The organism is Bacillus sp. FSL K6-0138 (assembly GCF_037982765.1).
In the GTDB taxonomy this organism is placed as follows: Bacteria; Bacillota; Bacilli; order Bacillales; family Bacillaceae; genus Bacillus; species Bacillus glycinifermentans.
The window spans coordinates 4,159,336-4,173,993 of sequence record NZ_CP150286.1; the positions used below are offsets into that span (position 1 = coordinate 4,159,336).

The 14,658-nt window shown below is 45.8% G+C and carries 18 protein-coding genes; 6 read left to right on the top strand and 12 right to left on the bottom strand.

Annotation, left to right across the window (positions count from 1 at the left end; translation table 11 throughout):
- Positions 1–48: 48 nt before the first annotated feature.
- Together ssb and MHB78_RS21865 are read right to left on the bottom strand one after the other, a co-directional pair.
- Positions 49–390 (bottom strand): single-stranded DNA-binding protein, encoded by a 342-nt coding sequence (gene ssb / locus MHB78_RS21860; RefSeq protein ID WP_046130154.1) that lies wholly within the window; start codon positions 388–390, stop codon positions 49–51.
- Positions 391–492: 102 nt separating this feature from the next.
- Positions 493–867, bottom strand: a complete 375-nt coding sequence (locus MHB78_RS21865) for a hypothetical protein (protein WP_046130155.1) — start codon at positions 865–867, stop codon at positions 493–495.
- Positions 868–1,042: 175 nt separating this feature from the next.
- On the opposite strand from MHB78_RS21865, the gene MHB78_RS21870 reads away from it, so the two are divergent.
- Positions 1,043–1,456: a YwpF-like family protein gene (locus tag MHB78_RS21870; protein ID WP_046130156.1), complete on the top strand. Its 414-nt coding sequence runs from the start codon at positions 1,043–1,045 to the stop codon at positions 1,454–1,456.
- Positions 1,457–1,489: 33 nt separating this feature from the next.
- Here the strand turns inward: MHB78_RS21870 and mscL are convergent, their stop codons facing one another.
- The 6 genes from mscL to spoIIID form a co-directional block, all read right to left on the bottom strand.
- Complete coding sequence (gene mscL / locus MHB78_RS21875; RefSeq protein WP_046130157.1) at positions 1,490–1,876, bottom strand: large conductance mechanosensitive channel protein MscL; 387 nt, start codon at positions 1,874–1,876, stop codon at positions 1,490–1,492.
- A 69-nt stretch (positions 1,877–1,945) separates the two neighbouring features.
- Positions 1,946–2,380, bottom strand: coding sequence for a 3-hydroxyacyl-ACP dehydratase FabZ (gene fabZ / locus MHB78_RS21880; RefSeq protein ID WP_046130158.1), 435 nt, complete (start codon positions 2,378–2,380; stop codon positions 1,946–1,948).
- 171 nt (positions 2,381–2,551) lie between these two features.
- Complete coding sequence (locus MHB78_RS21885; RefSeq protein ID WP_046130159.1) at positions 2,552–3,379, bottom strand: flagellar hook-basal body protein; 828 nt, start codon at positions 3,377–3,379, stop codon at positions 2,552–2,554.
- Between the two features lie 28 nt (positions 3,380–3,407).
- Positions 3,408–4,247 (bottom strand): flagellar hook-basal body protein, encoded by an 840-nt coding sequence (locus MHB78_RS21890; protein ID WP_340033151.1) that lies wholly within the window; start codon positions 4,245–4,247, stop codon positions 3,408–3,410.
- 183 nt (positions 4,248–4,430) lie between these two features.
- Positions 4,431–5,432 (bottom strand): cell shape-determining protein Mbl, encoded by a 1,002-nt coding sequence (gene mbl, locus MHB78_RS21895; RefSeq protein ID WP_006639357.1) that lies wholly within the window; start codon positions 5,430–5,432, stop codon positions 4,431–4,433.
- 196 nt (positions 5,433–5,628) lie between these two features.
- On the bottom strand, positions 5,629–5,904 hold the full coding sequence (gene spoIIID, locus MHB78_RS21900; RefSeq protein WP_006639358.1) for a sporulation transcriptional regulator SpoIIID: 276 nt from the start codon (positions 5,902–5,904) through the stop codon (positions 5,629–5,631).
- 336 nt (positions 5,905–6,240) lie between these two features.
- Here spoIIID and MHB78_RS21905 point away from each other — a divergent pair, with 336 nt between their 5' ends.
- The 4 genes from MHB78_RS21905 (at position 6,241) to MHB78_RS21920 (ending at position 10,215) form a co-directional block, all read left to right on the top strand.
- A complete protein-coding gene (locus MHB78_RS21905; RefSeq protein WP_046130161.1) occupies positions 6,241–6,675 on the top strand; it encodes a MarR family transcriptional regulator in 435 nt (144 codons plus the stop codon).
- Positions 6,672–7,865 (top strand): MFS transporter, encoded by a 1,194-nt coding sequence (locus tag MHB78_RS21910; protein ID WP_046130162.1) that lies wholly within the window; start codon positions 6,672–6,674, stop codon positions 7,863–7,865. The genes MHB78_RS21905 and MHB78_RS21910 overlap by 4 nt, the downstream gene beginning before the upstream one ends.
- A 135-nt stretch (positions 7,866–8,000) precedes the next feature.
- Positions 8,001–8,573 (top strand): undecaprenyl-diphosphatase, encoded by a 573-nt coding sequence (locus MHB78_RS21915; protein ID WP_046130163.1) that lies wholly within the window; start codon positions 8,001–8,003, stop codon positions 8,571–8,573.
- Between the two features lie 86 nt (positions 8,574–8,659).
- A protein-coding gene (locus MHB78_RS21920) for an IS3 family transposase (protein ID WP_231947364.1) occupies positions 8,660–10,215 on the top strand; the annotation gives its coding sequence in 2 pieces (ribosomal slippage) (positions 8,660–9,317 and positions 9,317–10,215; 1,557 coding nt in all).
- Positions 10,216–10,282: 67 nt separating this feature from the next.
- Here the strand turns inward: MHB78_RS21920 and MHB78_RS21925 are convergent.
- Both MHB78_RS21925 and MHB78_RS21930 read right to left on the bottom strand, forming a co-directional pair.
- The gene (locus tag MHB78_RS21925; RefSeq protein WP_046130353.1) at positions 10,283–11,212 is read right to left on the bottom strand and encodes a manganese-dependent inorganic pyrophosphatase; all 930 of its coding nucleotides are present in this window, start codon (positions 11,210–11,212) and stop codon (positions 10,283–10,285) included.
- 132 nt (positions 11,213–11,344) lie between these two features.
- Positions 11,345–12,172: a manganese catalase family protein gene (locus MHB78_RS21930; protein WP_046130352.1), complete on the bottom strand. Its 828-nt coding sequence runs from the start codon at positions 12,170–12,172 to the stop codon at positions 11,345–11,347.
- A gap of 145 nt (positions 12,173–12,317) precedes the next feature.
- On the opposite strand from MHB78_RS21930, the gene MHB78_RS21935 reads away from it, so the two are divergent.
- Positions 12,318–13,040 (top strand): DUF2071 domain-containing protein, encoded by a 723-nt coding sequence (locus MHB78_RS21935; RefSeq protein WP_046130359.1) that lies wholly within the window; start codon positions 12,318–12,320, stop codon positions 13,038–13,040.
- Between the two features lie 44 nt (positions 13,041–13,084).
- On the opposite strand, the gene MHB78_RS21940 is transcribed toward MHB78_RS21935, so the two are convergent.
- Both MHB78_RS21940 and MHB78_RS21945 read right to left on the bottom strand, forming a co-directional pair.
- Positions 13,085–13,495 (bottom strand): CBS domain-containing protein, encoded by a 411-nt coding sequence (locus MHB78_RS21940; protein WP_046130351.1) that lies wholly within the window; start codon positions 13,493–13,495, stop codon positions 13,085–13,087.
- A gap of 66 nt (positions 13,496–13,561) precedes the next feature.
- Positions 13,562–14,515 (bottom strand): magnesium transporter CorA family protein, encoded by a 954-nt coding sequence (locus MHB78_RS21945; RefSeq protein WP_046130350.1) that lies wholly within the window; start codon positions 14,513–14,515, stop codon positions 13,562–13,564.
- Between the last annotated feature and the right edge of the window lie 143 nt (positions 14,516–14,658).

A 14,658-nucleotide genomic window follows, 5' to 3' on the forward strand; every position in this document is an offset into this window, starting at 1 on the left:
GATTGATTTTATATAGGAAAGAGGCTTGAGACGGGAATCGTTCATTCTTCAGACATCTGCGGGCTCGCGGGGTTTCCCGCCCAAAAAATGAACGGAGCGGGCGACGACTTCTGTTATAAAGACGCGGTTCCCTTCTGAATTTACATAGCTGCGCGTTTGAAGTCTGCCGTTCAATCCGACGATTGAACCTTTTCTGCAGTAATCGGCTGTGTTTTCAGCCGTTTTTCTCCACAGCGTGCAATTGATGAAATCCGTTTCAATGTCGCCCGCGGCATTTTTGAAATGCCTGCTGACGGCCAGGGTGATATTGGCAACGGGGACACCGTCAGATGTATACCGAAGCTCCGGGTCCTTCGTTAAACGCCCGACCAGCATAATGTGGTTAAACATTCCGTTCCTCCCTTCATCAGCGATATCACCAGTTTATAAGAGAAGCCCGGGGAAGAAAAATGCGGATAAAGAGAAAATATTCCGAAAAAAAGTAATTTACCATTATAATTTATGGCTTTTCCTCCTAATCATCATAAACATCATGTCTTTTTGATTAGAGAAATATGTATTTTTTAAAAACTGAAAAAAAACAGGAGATGCCAGCCACCGCTCGGAATACAAGCGGACGTATGAGCCTCCGTCCCAGGCGAACAGCCTGAATGACAGTTCTTTTTCTTTGAATGTTAATTGGAATTCATAAATCTCCATTCTATCCTTTGTTTCATAGCGAAATATAATACTTTCGTCATAGTCCACATTGATATCGCATTTTCCGGCACTGTCGGATGAAAAACGGATCATCAGCTTATACCGCTTGCGGTCAGCAGCCGGATTGCCGCTGATTATAAGTACTTCCTTTAAGTAAAATCGGTTCATATGTCACCCCCTGTTCTCTACAGTATAATGAAAAACAAAGTACGATAAAATACTTTTTTCAAAATTTAAAAATATTAGTATTATACCAGTAAACAAAACAAACAGCGTTTACAGGCTTTTAACCTGAATATGCTATAATGGTATTACAACTATTGAAGCTTGTGAGGTGAAAGCAGTGAAAACCTTTAGGCTTATTGATTTGAAAATCGTGCGCCAGGATGATTCGGCAAAACGGCTTGAGGAGTTCCCCCTGATCGACGGCCTGATCATTAACAAGGAAGACGGAGAAAACCATTGGATGGTGGAAGGGCTTGTCTCCAAAGAGTATCGATATTTTTTTGAATACCTTTTGCAAGAAGGCAAAGAAGTGAAGGCGTTCGTAACAATTACAAAGAAAAGCAACCGGCCCGCCCAGCTTTTGGCAAAAGTTAAAAACATTACGGTCCTCGGAGAGCATGTCTCCGTTTTAATGAACGGAAAAATGGTGAGTTCCAAGCTGAGGAAGGATTCCGACAAGATTTTAGAAGGGTTGATCAAAGAAGGGTATACCGGGGATCAGCTTCTTGCAGCGTTCAAGCAAAATATATAGAAAAGGCTGTCCTGTAAAAGCGACAGCCTTTTTTTATGAATGGTTCACGCGCTTTTTTAACAGGTCGCGAATCTCTTTGAGAAGTTCTTCCTGAGGATCAGGCCCGGCTTCTTTTTCCTCCTGAATTTCTTTCTTCTTCTTCAGTTTAGACAAATATCGGACAAAAATAAAAATTGAAAATGAAATGATAAAGAAGTTGACGATTGTCTGAATGAACATCCCGTACTTGATTTGGGCATCGCCGAATGTAAAGGAGAGCGCTAAAAAGTCCAGACCCCCGAGCACAAGGCCGAAGAGGGGCAATATAATGTCATTGACGAGAGAGGTCACGATTTTTCCAAAAGCGCCTCCGATAATCACCCCGATGGCAAGATCGATCACATTTCCCTGGATCGCAAAGCTTTTGAAATCTTTCCACATACAAGGATCACCCTCTCTGCTTCATAATAAAAAAACAAATGGGTTCATCCAAAAACCCATCTGTTCGGATTATTCCTGTTTTTCTCCGAGCGAAAACATCAGCTCTGCTTCACAAACGATTTCCCCGTCTACTGTTGCGACTCCTTTTCCTTTGCCGATCGAGCCGCGGAAACGGATGACTTCAAGCTCCAGATGAAGCTGGTCGCCCGGTTTGACTTGTTTTTTGAAACGGCAGCTGTCAATTCCTGCGAAAAACGCAAGTCTTCCGCGGTTCTCTTCCTTCATCAAAAGGGCAACAGCCCCCATTTGCGCCAGCGCTTCTACAATTAAAACACCCGGCATAACTGGGTAATTTGGAAAATGCCCGTTGAAAAATTCTTCATTTGCTGTGACGTTTTTATAACCCGCAGCCCGCTTCCCTTCTTCTACTTCTGTCACCCGGTCGATAAGCAAAAAGGGGTAGCGGTGGGGAATAATGTCCTTAATTTGCTGAGCATCAAGCATTGCCTTGACATCTCCTTTTTTAGAAAAATATGTATAGAACGACGAACCCTGGGATCATTCTGTACATCTGGAAGTATATTATGAAACGGCTTCTTTTTCAACTTAGGCTATAATCCCCCTTGTAAAGACAATAAAAAAGAAGCCGGTTCTTCCGGCTCCTTTTTTATTGTGTCAGCGTACTGAATTGATCAGCCCCATCATTTGATCCCCCATTGTAACCGCGCGCGAATTCATCTCGTACGACCGCTGGGACGCGATAAGATCCGTCATTTCCTTTGACACGTCAACGTTCGACGCTTCAAGGGAACCCTGCTTTATGGATATTTCCTGCCGTCCGGCTCCGGTTAAATTGATGAGGGCCGTTGCTCTTAAATTATCGTCAACAGAAAAAAGGTTGCCGCCTTCCGCTGCCAGAGCTTGGGGCTTTACCGCACGGACGATGCCCAAATTAAACCGCAAAGGCGCTTCACCTTCATTCCCAGACGATACGGTCATCGTTCCGTTTTTATCGACTTGAACATTTTGATAGCGCCTGTCAAAGCGGATGGCATTTCCGTTCTCGTCAAGTACGGAATGCCCGTCTGCCGTCACAAGCTGCACTTGATTGGGATTTCCGGAGACAGTGCTCAAGGTAAACGCCCCGTCTCTCGTATATTGAACTTCGCCGTCGACATCCACCTGGAAATATTGATAAGGGGAGGTTAAGGCGAAATCCAGGTTCCGTCCCGTCTCCTTCAGGCTTCCCTGGCTGTTTGTCAGCTTGTCTACCGCCAGCGCACCGACGCCGAGCCGGAGTCCGGGCGGCGTCTTCCTGCTTTGGGCCACTTCATTGTTCTTCTCGTCTACTTGTTCAATCTGTTGTCTGACAAGCTCTGAAAAGCTTGTATTGACCACCTTGTATCCCGTCGTATCCAGATTGGCAAGGTTATGACTGATATTATTCATCTGTTTTTGCAGCTCATTCATTGTGTTTGAAGCTGTTATCATCGATCTTAGCATTTATTCCAACATCCTCCGTTTGCGTATGTTATACGATCTTGCCGATGTCGTTGGCCGCTCTGTCCATGCTTTTATCATATGCCTGAAGAACTTTTTGGTTTGCTTCGAACGAGCGGTAGGCAGCGGTCATTTCCGTATAGTCTCTTGTCACATCAACATTTGAGCGTTCTGTCATCCCCTGCTTGATCGAATAGCTGACGGCCGGGTTTGCAGCTGCACTTGGCAGCTCCTGTCCGTTTTCAGTCCGGTACAAGTCGTTGCCTTCCTTGGCCAAATTTCTTGTGTCAAGCGAGATCCTGACGTCGATCGTTCCGAGGTTCCGCCCGTTTTCGGACACGGTTCCATCCTCTGCCACTTTAAAATTCTCGCTATCCACGGCAATCGGCCGGCCGTCTGTTGAAAGGACGACATTTCCTTTGATCGTCAGTTCGTTGTTTTCATTTAACGAAAAATTGCTGCTTCTCGAATAGCGGATATCGCCGCTTCCCAGTCTGACAGCATAGAAAAGGGCCGCTTTATCCTTGGTTTGCCGGTTTACGGGAACCTCTTTTTCACTGATCGCAATATTAGTCGGCTCATTTGTGCTTTGCAGATCGCCTTGTGAAAAAAGCGGTGTGAGCTCCTGCATGTAAACTCCCGTATTTACAGTACCGATCGGCGTCTGCTTTGTAAAGGAGTGGGATCCGCTGTCCGTCTGAAAGGAATCGGACTCCATCCGGCTCAGAAGCATTTCCGGAAACGCGCGAATGGAACCTTGATCTTCCTTATAACCCGGTGTATTTGCATTTGCAATATTATTCGTCAGCATTTCCGTGCGACGCTGCTGGGTAATCATCGCCGACGCTGCGGTGTAAAGTCCTTTTAACATGATTTCACCTCAGGATTTGTTCTTTAGACGGACATCCCGGCCGTCCACAAATTTTCATTTACAAAATGAGAACATTTGTTCTATAATAATATTAAAGATTCTATCCTTTTTATCGTCCGTATTACGCTTATATTTAAGCTTTTCATAAAAAAACCTCATTCTTAAAAAGAATGAGGTCTACGCTCAGCTTAATTTGCGTTTCGGAAGCTTGTCCATGTTATCCAGCATGACGCCTGTTCCGACAGCAACGCAATCCATCGGATTTTCAGCAACGAGCACCGGCACTTTCAGCTCTTCTGCAAGAAGCTGGTCAAGGCCGTTCAGCAATGCGCCGCCTCCGGTGATGATAACGCCTCGGTCAATGATGTCGGCCGAAAGTTCAGGAGGCGTTCTTTCAAGCACCTGTTTGGCAGCTTGTACGATAACGGATACCGATTCGCGAAGCGCTTCTTCCACCTCTTTGCTCGTTACCGTAATGGTTCTAGGCAGCCCTGTGACCATGTCACGGCCGCGGATGGAGATTTCCTCATGACGTGCGTCTGGGAAAACAGTTGCGACTTTGATCTTAATGTCTTCAGCTGTCCGTTCGCCGATTAACAGCTTGTATTCGCGTTTAATGTAATTTAAAATTTCAAGATCAAACTTGTCCCCAGCCATTTTAATAGAAGAGGCGGTGACAATATCGCCCATTGAGATGACCGCGATATCTGTCGTTCCACCGCCGATATCCACTACCATGTTTCCGCTAGGCTGAAAAATGTCCATACCTGCGCCGATTGCGGCTACCTTAGGCTCTTCCTCAAGATACACATGCTTTCCGCCGCTTTTTTCAGCAGCTTCCTTTATGGCTTTCTGCTCTACGGATGTAATATTTGTAGGGCAGCAAATGAGCATGCGCGGCTTTGAGAAAAGGCCTTTCACATTCAATTTGTTGATGAAATGCTTCAGCATGGCTTCTGTTACTTCAAAGTCTGCAATTACGCCGTCTTTCAATGGACGTATCGCAACAATATTCCCAGGTGTACGTCCAACCATTCTCCTTGCTTCTTCGCCGACAGCAAGCACTTTCCCGGTGTTTTTGTCAAGAGCGACAACTGAAGGCTCATTTAAGACAATCCCTTTTCCTTTTACATGGATCAGCACGTTCGCTGTACCAAGGTCAATACCAATATCCCTTGCAAACATCTATCTATATCCTCCTCGAAATCTGTTTCACAGCAATGTCCACATTCTGCCCTAATTATATATTTTATCATAAAAATTAGAAAAAAAAGCATCCTTGTGAAAGTTCTTCACAATTTTTTGTGGCTTTTTATCGACAAACAGACGGAGGATACCGGGAAATGATGAAAAACGCCCTTTATTACTGGTCCATTATGCCCTATTGCACGGGTTCCCTTTCAAGGATTTCCTCTTTCTTGTATTTCAGTTTTGTTGCTTCCCCGCCCCGCAAATGTCTGATTGATTTATGATAATCAAGAATTTCTTTTACTTCATTGGCTAAATCAGGATTAATTTCAGGCAGCCTTTCTGTCAAATCCTTGTGTACGGTACTTTTGGAAACACCAAACTCCTTCGCGATCACACGAACCGTTTTTTTCGTCTCCACGATGTACTTCCCTATCTTGATTGTTCGCTCTTTGATGTAATCGTGCACACCACTCGACCTCCCTAAAATGGATGTGAGAAGTGTGAAATGAGATCCGTATGCTGAAAGAAAATACTATTTATACAGCTGCTTCGTTTTAAGCTATTCCAAGTAGAATTTTGAAATACTCCCACGATCCCTCACCTCAAACACTCTCTTTGTTAGGTTTGTATCAGTGTATTAGCATTGAAATGGGATTATGCTAAAAACTCAAGGAGGACAAGGGGTTTATCAAGACATTTTTATTTCGGCTTCGAAAATTTTTGCTTTACAGGTTGTAGGACATCCAGTAAAATGAATAAAGTTTATTATTTACCTAGGTAAGTATTTTTCAGAGGGGTTTATATGGAACACATCAACCGGACGATCATTCACCAAATCAATCAAAGTGCGCGGATGCTTTCCAAAAAAACGAATGAACAGCTTGAGGCCTACGGGCTTTTCGGCGCTCAATGGTCAATCTTGTACTGCCTTCATACGTACGGTCCGATGACTCAAAAAGACATTTGGTCGTATTTGCACGTTGAAGCACCGACCGTAACGCGAACGATCAGCCGCCTTGAAAAAAACGGCTGGGTGCAAAGGGTGCAAGGCGAAGATAAAAGGGAAAAAGTCGTAAAAATGACGGACGAAGCCGCGGTTAAATATGACGAAATTCAGTTGAAAATAAAAGAATTTGAAGAAGAAATGCTTTCGGGATTTGATGACAAGGATAAAAAAACGTTCCAGCGTTTATTGCATCAACTGCTGACATACAACAGAAGGAGCTGTAGCCTATGAAACAATCGGAACCCATTTGGACTAAAGATTTTATCATGGTTGTTCTGATGAATTTGTTTATTTTTGTATATTTTTATGCCTTGTTAACGATTTTGCCTGTCTACACGATGCAGGAGCTCGGCGGCACGGAGTCACAGGGAGGTCTTTTGATCAGCGGATTTTTGCTTTCTGCGATTTTTGCAAGGCCGTTTTCAGGCGCAATAATCGAGCGGTTCGGAAAAAAAAGAATGGCGCTCGTCAGCGTCATTCTCTTTACGCTTTCGTCCCTCCTTTTCATATCCGTTCAAAATATCTACGTATTGCTCGGAATCCGCTTTTTCCAAGGCATTTGGTTCAGCATCATTACCACGGTAACCAGTGCGATTGCAGCCGATTTGATTCCGCCCGCACGCCGCGGTGAAGGGCTCGGCTACTTTGCCATGTCCATGAACCTGGCGGTTGTCATCGGGCCGTTTATCGCCCTGAACCTGCTTGACAAAATCAGCTTTACCGCGCTGTTTGCGCTGTTTTCCGGAATCGTCGCCGTCGGAATCCTTTGCACGGCTTTGGTGCGGATTCCTAAAGAAAACGACACGACTTCCGCTGTCTTCAAATTGTCGTTTTCCAATATGTTTGAAAAAGGGGCGATGCGTATCGCCATCGTCGGCTTGTTTGTTTCTTTTTGCTATTCGAGCGTCATTTCGTTCATTTCGGTTTATGCAAAATCTCTCGGCATGATTCAAACGAGCAGCTATTTCTTTATGGTTTTCGCGGTGGCGATGATGGTAACACGGCCGTTCACCGGAAAATTATATGATAGAGTCGGTCCCGGCGTCGTCATTTATCCGTCTATTATCCTTTTTAGCATCGGGCTTTGCCTGCTTGCTTTTACGAACAGCGGCGCGATGCTTTTGCTTTCAGGGGCTGTCATCGGCATGGGCTACGGTTCGATTACCCCTTGCCTGCAGACGCTGGCGATCCAAGCTTCTCCGCAGCACCGGAGCGGCTATGCAACGGCCACTTATTTCACCTTATTCGATTCAGGAATAGCGGTCGGGTCCTTTGTGTTCGGCCTGATTGTCGCACAAACCGGTTTTTCCAATATCTATTTATTCACAGGCGTCTTCGTTCTTGTCAATCTGTTGCTGTATACGTGGAGCCGGAAACCGGCCTTGCTGAAGGAGAAGAGAAATATATCGATAGCCGATTGATCGGTACACCATCTTGCCGGGCTTGCCATTGGCCCGGCTCTTTTTCGTTTAACATGAAACTTTTATGAATGCAGTTTCGTCCCCTAACTGTCCAGGAAAAATAGGATTCTATTAAAAATACTGAAAGGTGATTTTGTGAACTACGAATTATTTAAAGCCATCCATAATCTATCACATCACAGCACCATTCTTGACGGCATGATGATTTTCATATCGGAAAAAGCGATTTATCTATATGCCCTTGTGCTGCTGGCCATATGGCTCTTTGGAGGCCATTCCTACAAAAAAAGCGTTCTTCAGGCAGGATTTACAGGGATTTTGGGCCTTGTATTCAACTATTTAATTACATTGATTTACCAGGAGCCGCGCCCTTTCGTCGCCCACCATGTCGATGTGCTGATTCATCACGCCGCAGATGCGTCGTTCCCGAGCGATCATACAACTGGTGCTCTGGCAATTTCTATCGCATTCTGGCTCTTCCACCGCAAAATCGGAACCTTTATGATCGCCTTCGGTTTGCTGACAGGCTTCTCCCGCATCTGGGTCGGGCATCACTATCCGGTTGATGTTTTAGGAAGCATCCTGGTAGCGATTTTGGTGTCGCTTGTTGTGCTTAAATTTTCCAAATACCTGCACCCGATTTTCGATTGGATCATCTCGCTCTACGATTCTATCGTGCGCCGGGTGAGAAAATTGATTTTCAGATAAAAGCAAAAGCCCGGACGGCGTGATATGCTCCCCTAAAGGTAGACAGATGAAATAAAAAAATCTGTTTGCCTTGGGGGAGTTTTTTCATGGCTGGAAAATGGTTTTCAAAAGAAGAAAAATTGAATATTCTATCAGAATGTGATCAGGGCAATAATTCGGTGAAGGAGATCGCAGAAAAATATGGCATTCATGCCGAAACGATTCGTGAATGGAGAACATCGCATGATATGGCGGGTGTGGAGAGTTTGGAACGTTCAAAGCGCCATAAGTTCTATCCCGCAGAATTAAAATACAATGCCGTGAAAGACTTCTTATCCGGACGCTACTCTCAAAGAGAAATCTCGAGAAAATATAAGATTTCCAGTAAATCCGTACTCATGAAGTGGGTTGAGCTTTATAATGGTCATAAAACGTTAAAAGACAGCGGGAGAGGAAGGAATCGTTTGATGACCAAACGGAAGAACGTTTCATTGGAAGAACGGATTGAGATTGCGAAGGATTGTCTAGCTCATGGAAAGGACTACGCCAGATCAATGGAGATTCATCAAGTCTCCTACCAACAGGTGTATCAATGGGTGAAAAAGTATCAAGAAGGCGGAGAAGAGGCCTTAAAAGACAACCGAGGGAAACGCAAAACCGAAGAAGAACTGACACCTGAAGAAAAAATTCAACGGGAAAACAAACGGCTGGAACAGGAAAATGAGCGTTTGCGCGCAGAGAATGCGTTCTTAAAAAAGTTGGAAGAGATCAAAAGGAGGCGGTTCTAAGTCAGGTTCGGTACGAAGATCGATATCTCGCCATTTTAGAGCTGAATCGAAAAGAAGGCTTTTCTGTCCAAATGTTATGTGAGATTGCCGAAGTTTCGCGCCAGGGGTATTACAAATGGAGGAGCCGAGTACCTTCAGCGAGAGAAAAACAGAATGAAAAGATTATCGCCAAAATGGCGCTACTTCACGAACAAATTGGCGGTATCTACGGATACCGCAGAATGACCTTAAACATGAACCGCCGCTTTAAAGAGCGCCTCAATCATAAGCGCATCTATCGGCTGATGAAAATTGCCAAGCTGGAGTGTGTCATTCGGCGGAAGAAAAAACGTTACGGCAAAGCGACGCCTCAACATGTGTCCGAAAATATCCTGAATCGAGAGTTTAAAGCGGACAAACCAAATCAAAAATGGGTGACTGATGTGACAGAGCTAAAATACGGCCATCGGAAAGCGTACCTCAGTGCCATTTTAGATCTTCATGAGGGAATGGTCGTGTCTTATGTGCTGGGGAAATCCAATAATAACGCCCTTGTGTTTAAAACCTTGAACCAAGCGCTTGAGGCAGCCCCAAACGCACGTCCTCTCCTTCACAGCGACAGAGGTTTTCAATACACGTCCCACCAGTTTAGAAGGATGATTGAAAACGCAAATATGACACAGAGTATGTCCCGCGTCGGCCGCTGTATTGATAACGGCCCCATTGAGTCGTTTTGGGGGAAATTAAAATGCGAGAAATACAGACGGAATTCGTACGAGACATTTGAGGCACTTCAAAGCGCAATTGATGAATATATCCACTTTTACAACCACGATCGTCTACAAGAAAAACTAAACGGCCTCAGCCCAGTGGAATACAGGGCTAAAGCCGTCTAGTGTGTTTGAGTTATTTCCACTGTCTACTTGACAGGGTGCAGATCAGCGATGTCCGGGCTTATTTTTATTATCCTTTTAATGCTTCTGTCAGCGGCGGAACGATTTGTTTTTTACGGGAAACGACGCCTTTTAATGTCGCTGTATTATCCGCCAATGTGACGTTGAACGCTTTTTCAACGGCCTGTGCGGCTTGTCCTGAAACGACGACAACCGAATCATTCGTTAAAATGTCCGTTACGACAAAGACGAATAAATCCAATCCTTTTTCAGCAACCACTTTTGCGAGCTCTGCTTCGACCTCTTCTTTGCGGGAAAGGACATCGTTCGTGTCGACCGTATTCACCTGGGCAATCTCTACTTTATGGCTGCCCATCGTAAATTCTTTGGCATCGAGCGAGAGAAGCTGCGGAATCGTTTTTGCGCTCAGGTCAGCACCGGCTTTCAGCATGTCCAGGCCGTAGCTTCCAGCGTCAACTCCTGCAATTTCAGCCAATTCTTTCGCCGCTTTTACGTCTTCATCCGTACAAGTCGGAGATTTAAATAACAGCGAGTCTGAGATGATCGCAGACAGCATGAGTCCGGCCGTTCCTTTTTCAATATCGACTCCGTTTTCTTTATAAAGCTTTTTTAAAATCGTTGCCGTGCATCCTACAGGCTCAGCGCGGTAGTACAATGGATCACTCGTTTCAAAATTGGCGATCCGGTGGTGGTCAATGACTTCAAGCACGCGCACCTGATCCAGATCATTGACGCTTTGCTGGCGCTCATTATGGTCAACAAGGATGACGCTGTCCGTTTCGTTGGCAACGGTCTCGACAAGGCGCGGAACTTCCGCTTTGAATTGATCGAGCGCATATTGGGTTTCGCCGTTGATTTCGCCTAAACGGACGGGTTCTGCATCAACGCCGAGCTTTTTTTTCAGTTCGGCATATGCAATCGCTGAACAAATCGTATCCGTGTCCGGGTTTTTGTGCCCAAAAATAAGAACTTTACTCATGATATGACTCCTTACTTGTTTTTTTATAGTTAGCTTACCTGACAATGAAAAGATCTGCAAACCTGTCACTTATTTTATAATATTTGAGCGGAAATTTGAATTTTTTTAAAAAGAAAAAGAGCCGTTCGGCTCTTAAAATCGTTCATCAGCGGGAGGCGTGTTGTGGCTCTGTTTTGTAGCGGGCTTCAACTCGGGTTTTTCTCCGTAGGCGACAGGACCGTTCTCGTATTCGAACGGCGCTCCGTCCGGCGCATCTCCCTTCAGCCAATCAAGCCCGGCGCTTTCTTCTCCTTCTGAAAAGTTATACAGCGTATGTGCAAATTTTTCTTTCTCACATTCTTTCGGAAGCGTGCCAGGCACGACAACGCCTTCTTTCTCTTCTAAATCCCTGATTGCAGCAATCCACTGGTTCTGATGCATCGTATCGCGCGCCAACAGAAAGCCGAGCATATCCTTTACACCTTTGTCATCGGTCATTTCGTACAGTCTGGCCACCTGCAGCCTGCCCTGTGATTCCGCATTGACGTTTGCGCGCATGTCGGCAAGGAGATTTCCGCTGGCGACGATATAACCTGCATTCCAAGGGACGCCTGTGCTGCTTTCCGGCATAGCGCCGAGCCCTGACACGATGGCATGATGAGGGTTCATCCCTCCCATGACAGAACCGATCACCGGATCTTCCGCAGCTTTCTCCTGCTCGTAGACGGGTGCGTCTTCCAGCAACCTCGCAATCATCGTTGCAATCATTTCGACGTGACCGATTTCTTCAGCTGCCGTATCCATGAGCAAATCCTTGTATGCTTCGTTGCCTCTCGTGTTCCATCCCTGAAACAGATACTGCATCGCCACCGAAATTTCACCGTACTGCCCGCCGAGAATCTCCTGCATCTTCTTGGCAAAAACGGGATCCGGCTTATCAGGTTTTGCCGGATATTGAAGAACCTTCGAATGTTTGAACAATTCAGTCACTCTCCTTCGCTTATTTTTGAACCTGTATTTGATATATCACGCGAAGAGAGAGGTAAAACCGCAAAATGCGCCGGTTTGATCGTTTAAAAAAGACCATTTTATACATAATAAACAAAAAAGGAGAGTGTCGCTTGTGATGCCGGATACATCGCACAGGCCGTTCCCGCTTCCAAAAGGACCCTGGATGATGGCTCAGACGTGGAATGATGTATTGTTCGCCCATTGGCCTGCCGAGCCTGAGGCGATTCGCGAAAAAATACCGGCCGCCTTAGAACTGGAGACGTTCAACGGAAAGGCCTGGATCGGGATTCTTCCTTTTCTGCTGACGAATCTGCGGCCGCGCTTTTTGCCGCCCATCCCTTTTTTCAGCCGGTTTCCTGAGCTGAATGTCCGAACGTACGTCACCTATCAAGGGATACCGGGCGTTTATTTCTTCAGCCTTGATGCTGCCTCCCGCTTCGCCGTTTTAGGCGCGCGCACATTTTTCCGCCTGCCGTATTACCATGCCGGCATGGGCTTTGTTCATGAAGGAAGCCGTGTTCGGTTTTCCAGCAGCAGGCCGGATGGAAAAGCGGCCTTTTACGCCCGTTACGGTCCGCTGTCAGACTCCTTCACCTCCCGAAAAGGCACAATCGAATACTGGCTGACTGAAAGGTATCGGCTATACACCGTACATAGCAGCCGAATCTATTATGAAGACATCCATCACCCGCAATGGAGGCTCCAGCAGGCTGAAGCCGTCTTTTCCCAAAATAGCGCAGCTTCGGCAAGCGGTCTCACTCTGCCGGATACCGCTCCGCTCCTCCATTACGCCAAAAGGCAGCACGTTGTATGCTGGCCGCTTCGGCGGGTGCGCTAAAAATATGACAAAAGGAAGAGCGCAGATACGCTCTTCCTCAACGTTTAAGCCGGTTTTGATATTTCGCTTAAAGCTTCTCCCGCTTTCTGATCCGCAGCATTTGTCACCGAAAGGTCCCCCAGCGCAACGATTCCGACCAGCCGTTCATTTTCCACGATCGGCAGCCTGCGAATTTGATGCTCAGCCATCAGATCGCCGGCTTCCTCCGCCGTCATCTCTGGATCACCCGTCACCAATTCTGTGCTCATGATATCCCGTGCAGGTGCCTCAATGACATTTTCAGCGACGCATCTAATTACGATATCGCGGTCTGACACGATTCCTACCAATTTGCCATTCTCGCAAACCGGGATGGAGCCGACATTTTGGTCGCGCATTTTCCCTGCAATTTCTGTAACGGATGCGGAAGGTTCGCAGCACTCGGCATTCGGTGTCATCAAGTCTTTCAGCTTCACTTTGGATTCCTCCTTTATCATTGGCTTAGTATGTGCTTTTCCGAAAAAAGCGGCTCTTAAACGTCTTTAAAAGTACTCTTTCTTTTTGATATATTTCTTTTTATCCTTCAACAAATCACCGGTCCACCCTTTCTTTTTCAAATACAGATAAACCAGCACGGTTGAAGCCGCTATCAAAATCAGCGAATACAAATAGCCGTGCTTGAAAGACAGTTCGGGCATATGTTTGAAATTCATTCCCCACAGCGCGCCGAAAGCCGTAACAGGCGTAAATAACGTCGTGAAAATCGTCAAAGCTTTAAAAATCTCATTTCCCCTGTGGGATGTCACCACTTCTTCGGAATGGAGCAGATAATTAATATCGCCTGCATAGTCCTTGATCAGCATCAGCACTCTGTCAATCTCGCAAAACGTCCGGCGCTGTTCGGCTTCGTCAAAGTTTTTGAATACAAATGTTTCCTGAATGGCCATCGCGACTTTTTTCATCGTCATCACAAGGCTTTTCATGATCAATAGCTCATGGCGCAGCTTGTGGATCGCCTCGATGATGCTTTTATTGTTATCATGATGAAATTTCCATTTTAATGTTCGAAGGTTGTTTTCAAACTGCTCAAGCTCCTTGAAATACGCGTGCACCAATTCCCCCGCGAGCGCCAAAAACGCCTCAGGCGCATTCTTGCACCGTTTGACCCGATGCCGCATCCGCTTATCGCTGAAGCCTTCAAAAACAGAAAAATCGAAGTTCATCGTAAAAAAATAATCCATTGTCACGTAAAAGTGGAAAACAGAACGGTCGTGCTCTTCTTTCGCATCCTGCTGATAAATCAGGGAGCCGTACAGCGCCTCATGATCAGCGGACACAACGTCGATATCCAGACAATTTACGTTTTCCGAAGGAACGCCTTGAAACCATTTCCGGCATTCCGGCCAATGTTCGGAATGGATAAGCTCAAGCGCTTTTGTTTTTTCCTGAGGGCCGAGCTGATACCAATTCCATCCGTCTCCATAAGCAATCTTCATATCTCATATCCTCCTGTTCACCTTCGCTTATTGTTCTTTGCCCGCAGCCCCCGAAACTAAACCTGATGTTTGCTCTGCAACTGCATGTGGTATGAAGCCAGTATGATATTGATTCGAAAAAAGGAGGTGTGCGCCTTCTGTTT

What these genes read in the sequence shown, in the direction of transcription:
- ssb (WP_046130154.1), bottom strand. Translation starts at nt 390, where the DNA reads ATGTTTAACCACATTATGCTGGTCGGGCGTTTAACGAAGGACCCGGAG.
- MHB78_RS21865 (WP_046130155.1), bottom strand. Translation starts at nt 867, where the DNA reads ATGAACCGATTTTACTTAAAGGAAGTACTTATAATCAGCGGCAATCCG.
- mscL (WP_046130157.1), bottom strand. Translation starts at nt 1,876, where the DNA reads ATGTGGAAAGATTTCAAAAGCTTTGCGATCCAGGGAAATGTGATCGAT.
- fabZ (WP_046130158.1), bottom strand. Translation starts at nt 2,380, where the DNA reads ATGCTTGATGCTCAGCAAATTAAGGACATTATTCCCCACCGCTACCCC.
- MHB78_RS21885 (WP_046130159.1), bottom strand. Translation starts at nt 3,379, where the DNA reads ATGCTAAGATCGATGATAACAGCTTCAAACACAATGAATGAGCTGCAA.
- MHB78_RS21890 (WP_340033151.1), bottom strand. Translation starts at nt 4,247, where the DNA reads ATGTTAAAAGGACTTTACACCGCAGCGTCGGCGATGATTACCCAGCAG.
- mbl (WP_006639357.1), bottom strand. Translation starts at nt 5,432, where the DNA reads ATGTTTGCAAGGGATATTGGTATTGACCTTGGTACAGCGAACGTGCTG.
- MHB78_RS21905 (WP_046130161.1), top strand. Translation starts at nt 6,241, where the DNA reads ATGGAACACATCAACCGGACGATCATTCACCAAATCAATCAAAGTGCG.
- MHB78_RS21910 (WP_046130162.1), top strand. Translation starts at nt 6,672, where the DNA reads ATGAAACAATCGGAACCCATTTGGACTAAAGATTTTATCATGGTTGTT.
- MHB78_RS21925 (WP_046130353.1), bottom strand. Translation starts at nt 11,212, where the DNA reads ATGAGTAAAGTTCTTATTTTTGGGCACAAAAACCCGGACACGGATACG.
- MHB78_RS21935 (WP_046130359.1), top strand. Translation starts at nt 12,318, where the DNA reads ATGCCGGATACATCGCACAGGCCGTTCCCGCTTCCAAAAGGACCCTGG.
- MHB78_RS21945 (WP_046130350.1), bottom strand. Translation starts at nt 14,515, where the DNA reads ATGAAGATTGCTTATGGAGACGGATGGAATTGGTATCAGCTCGGCCCT.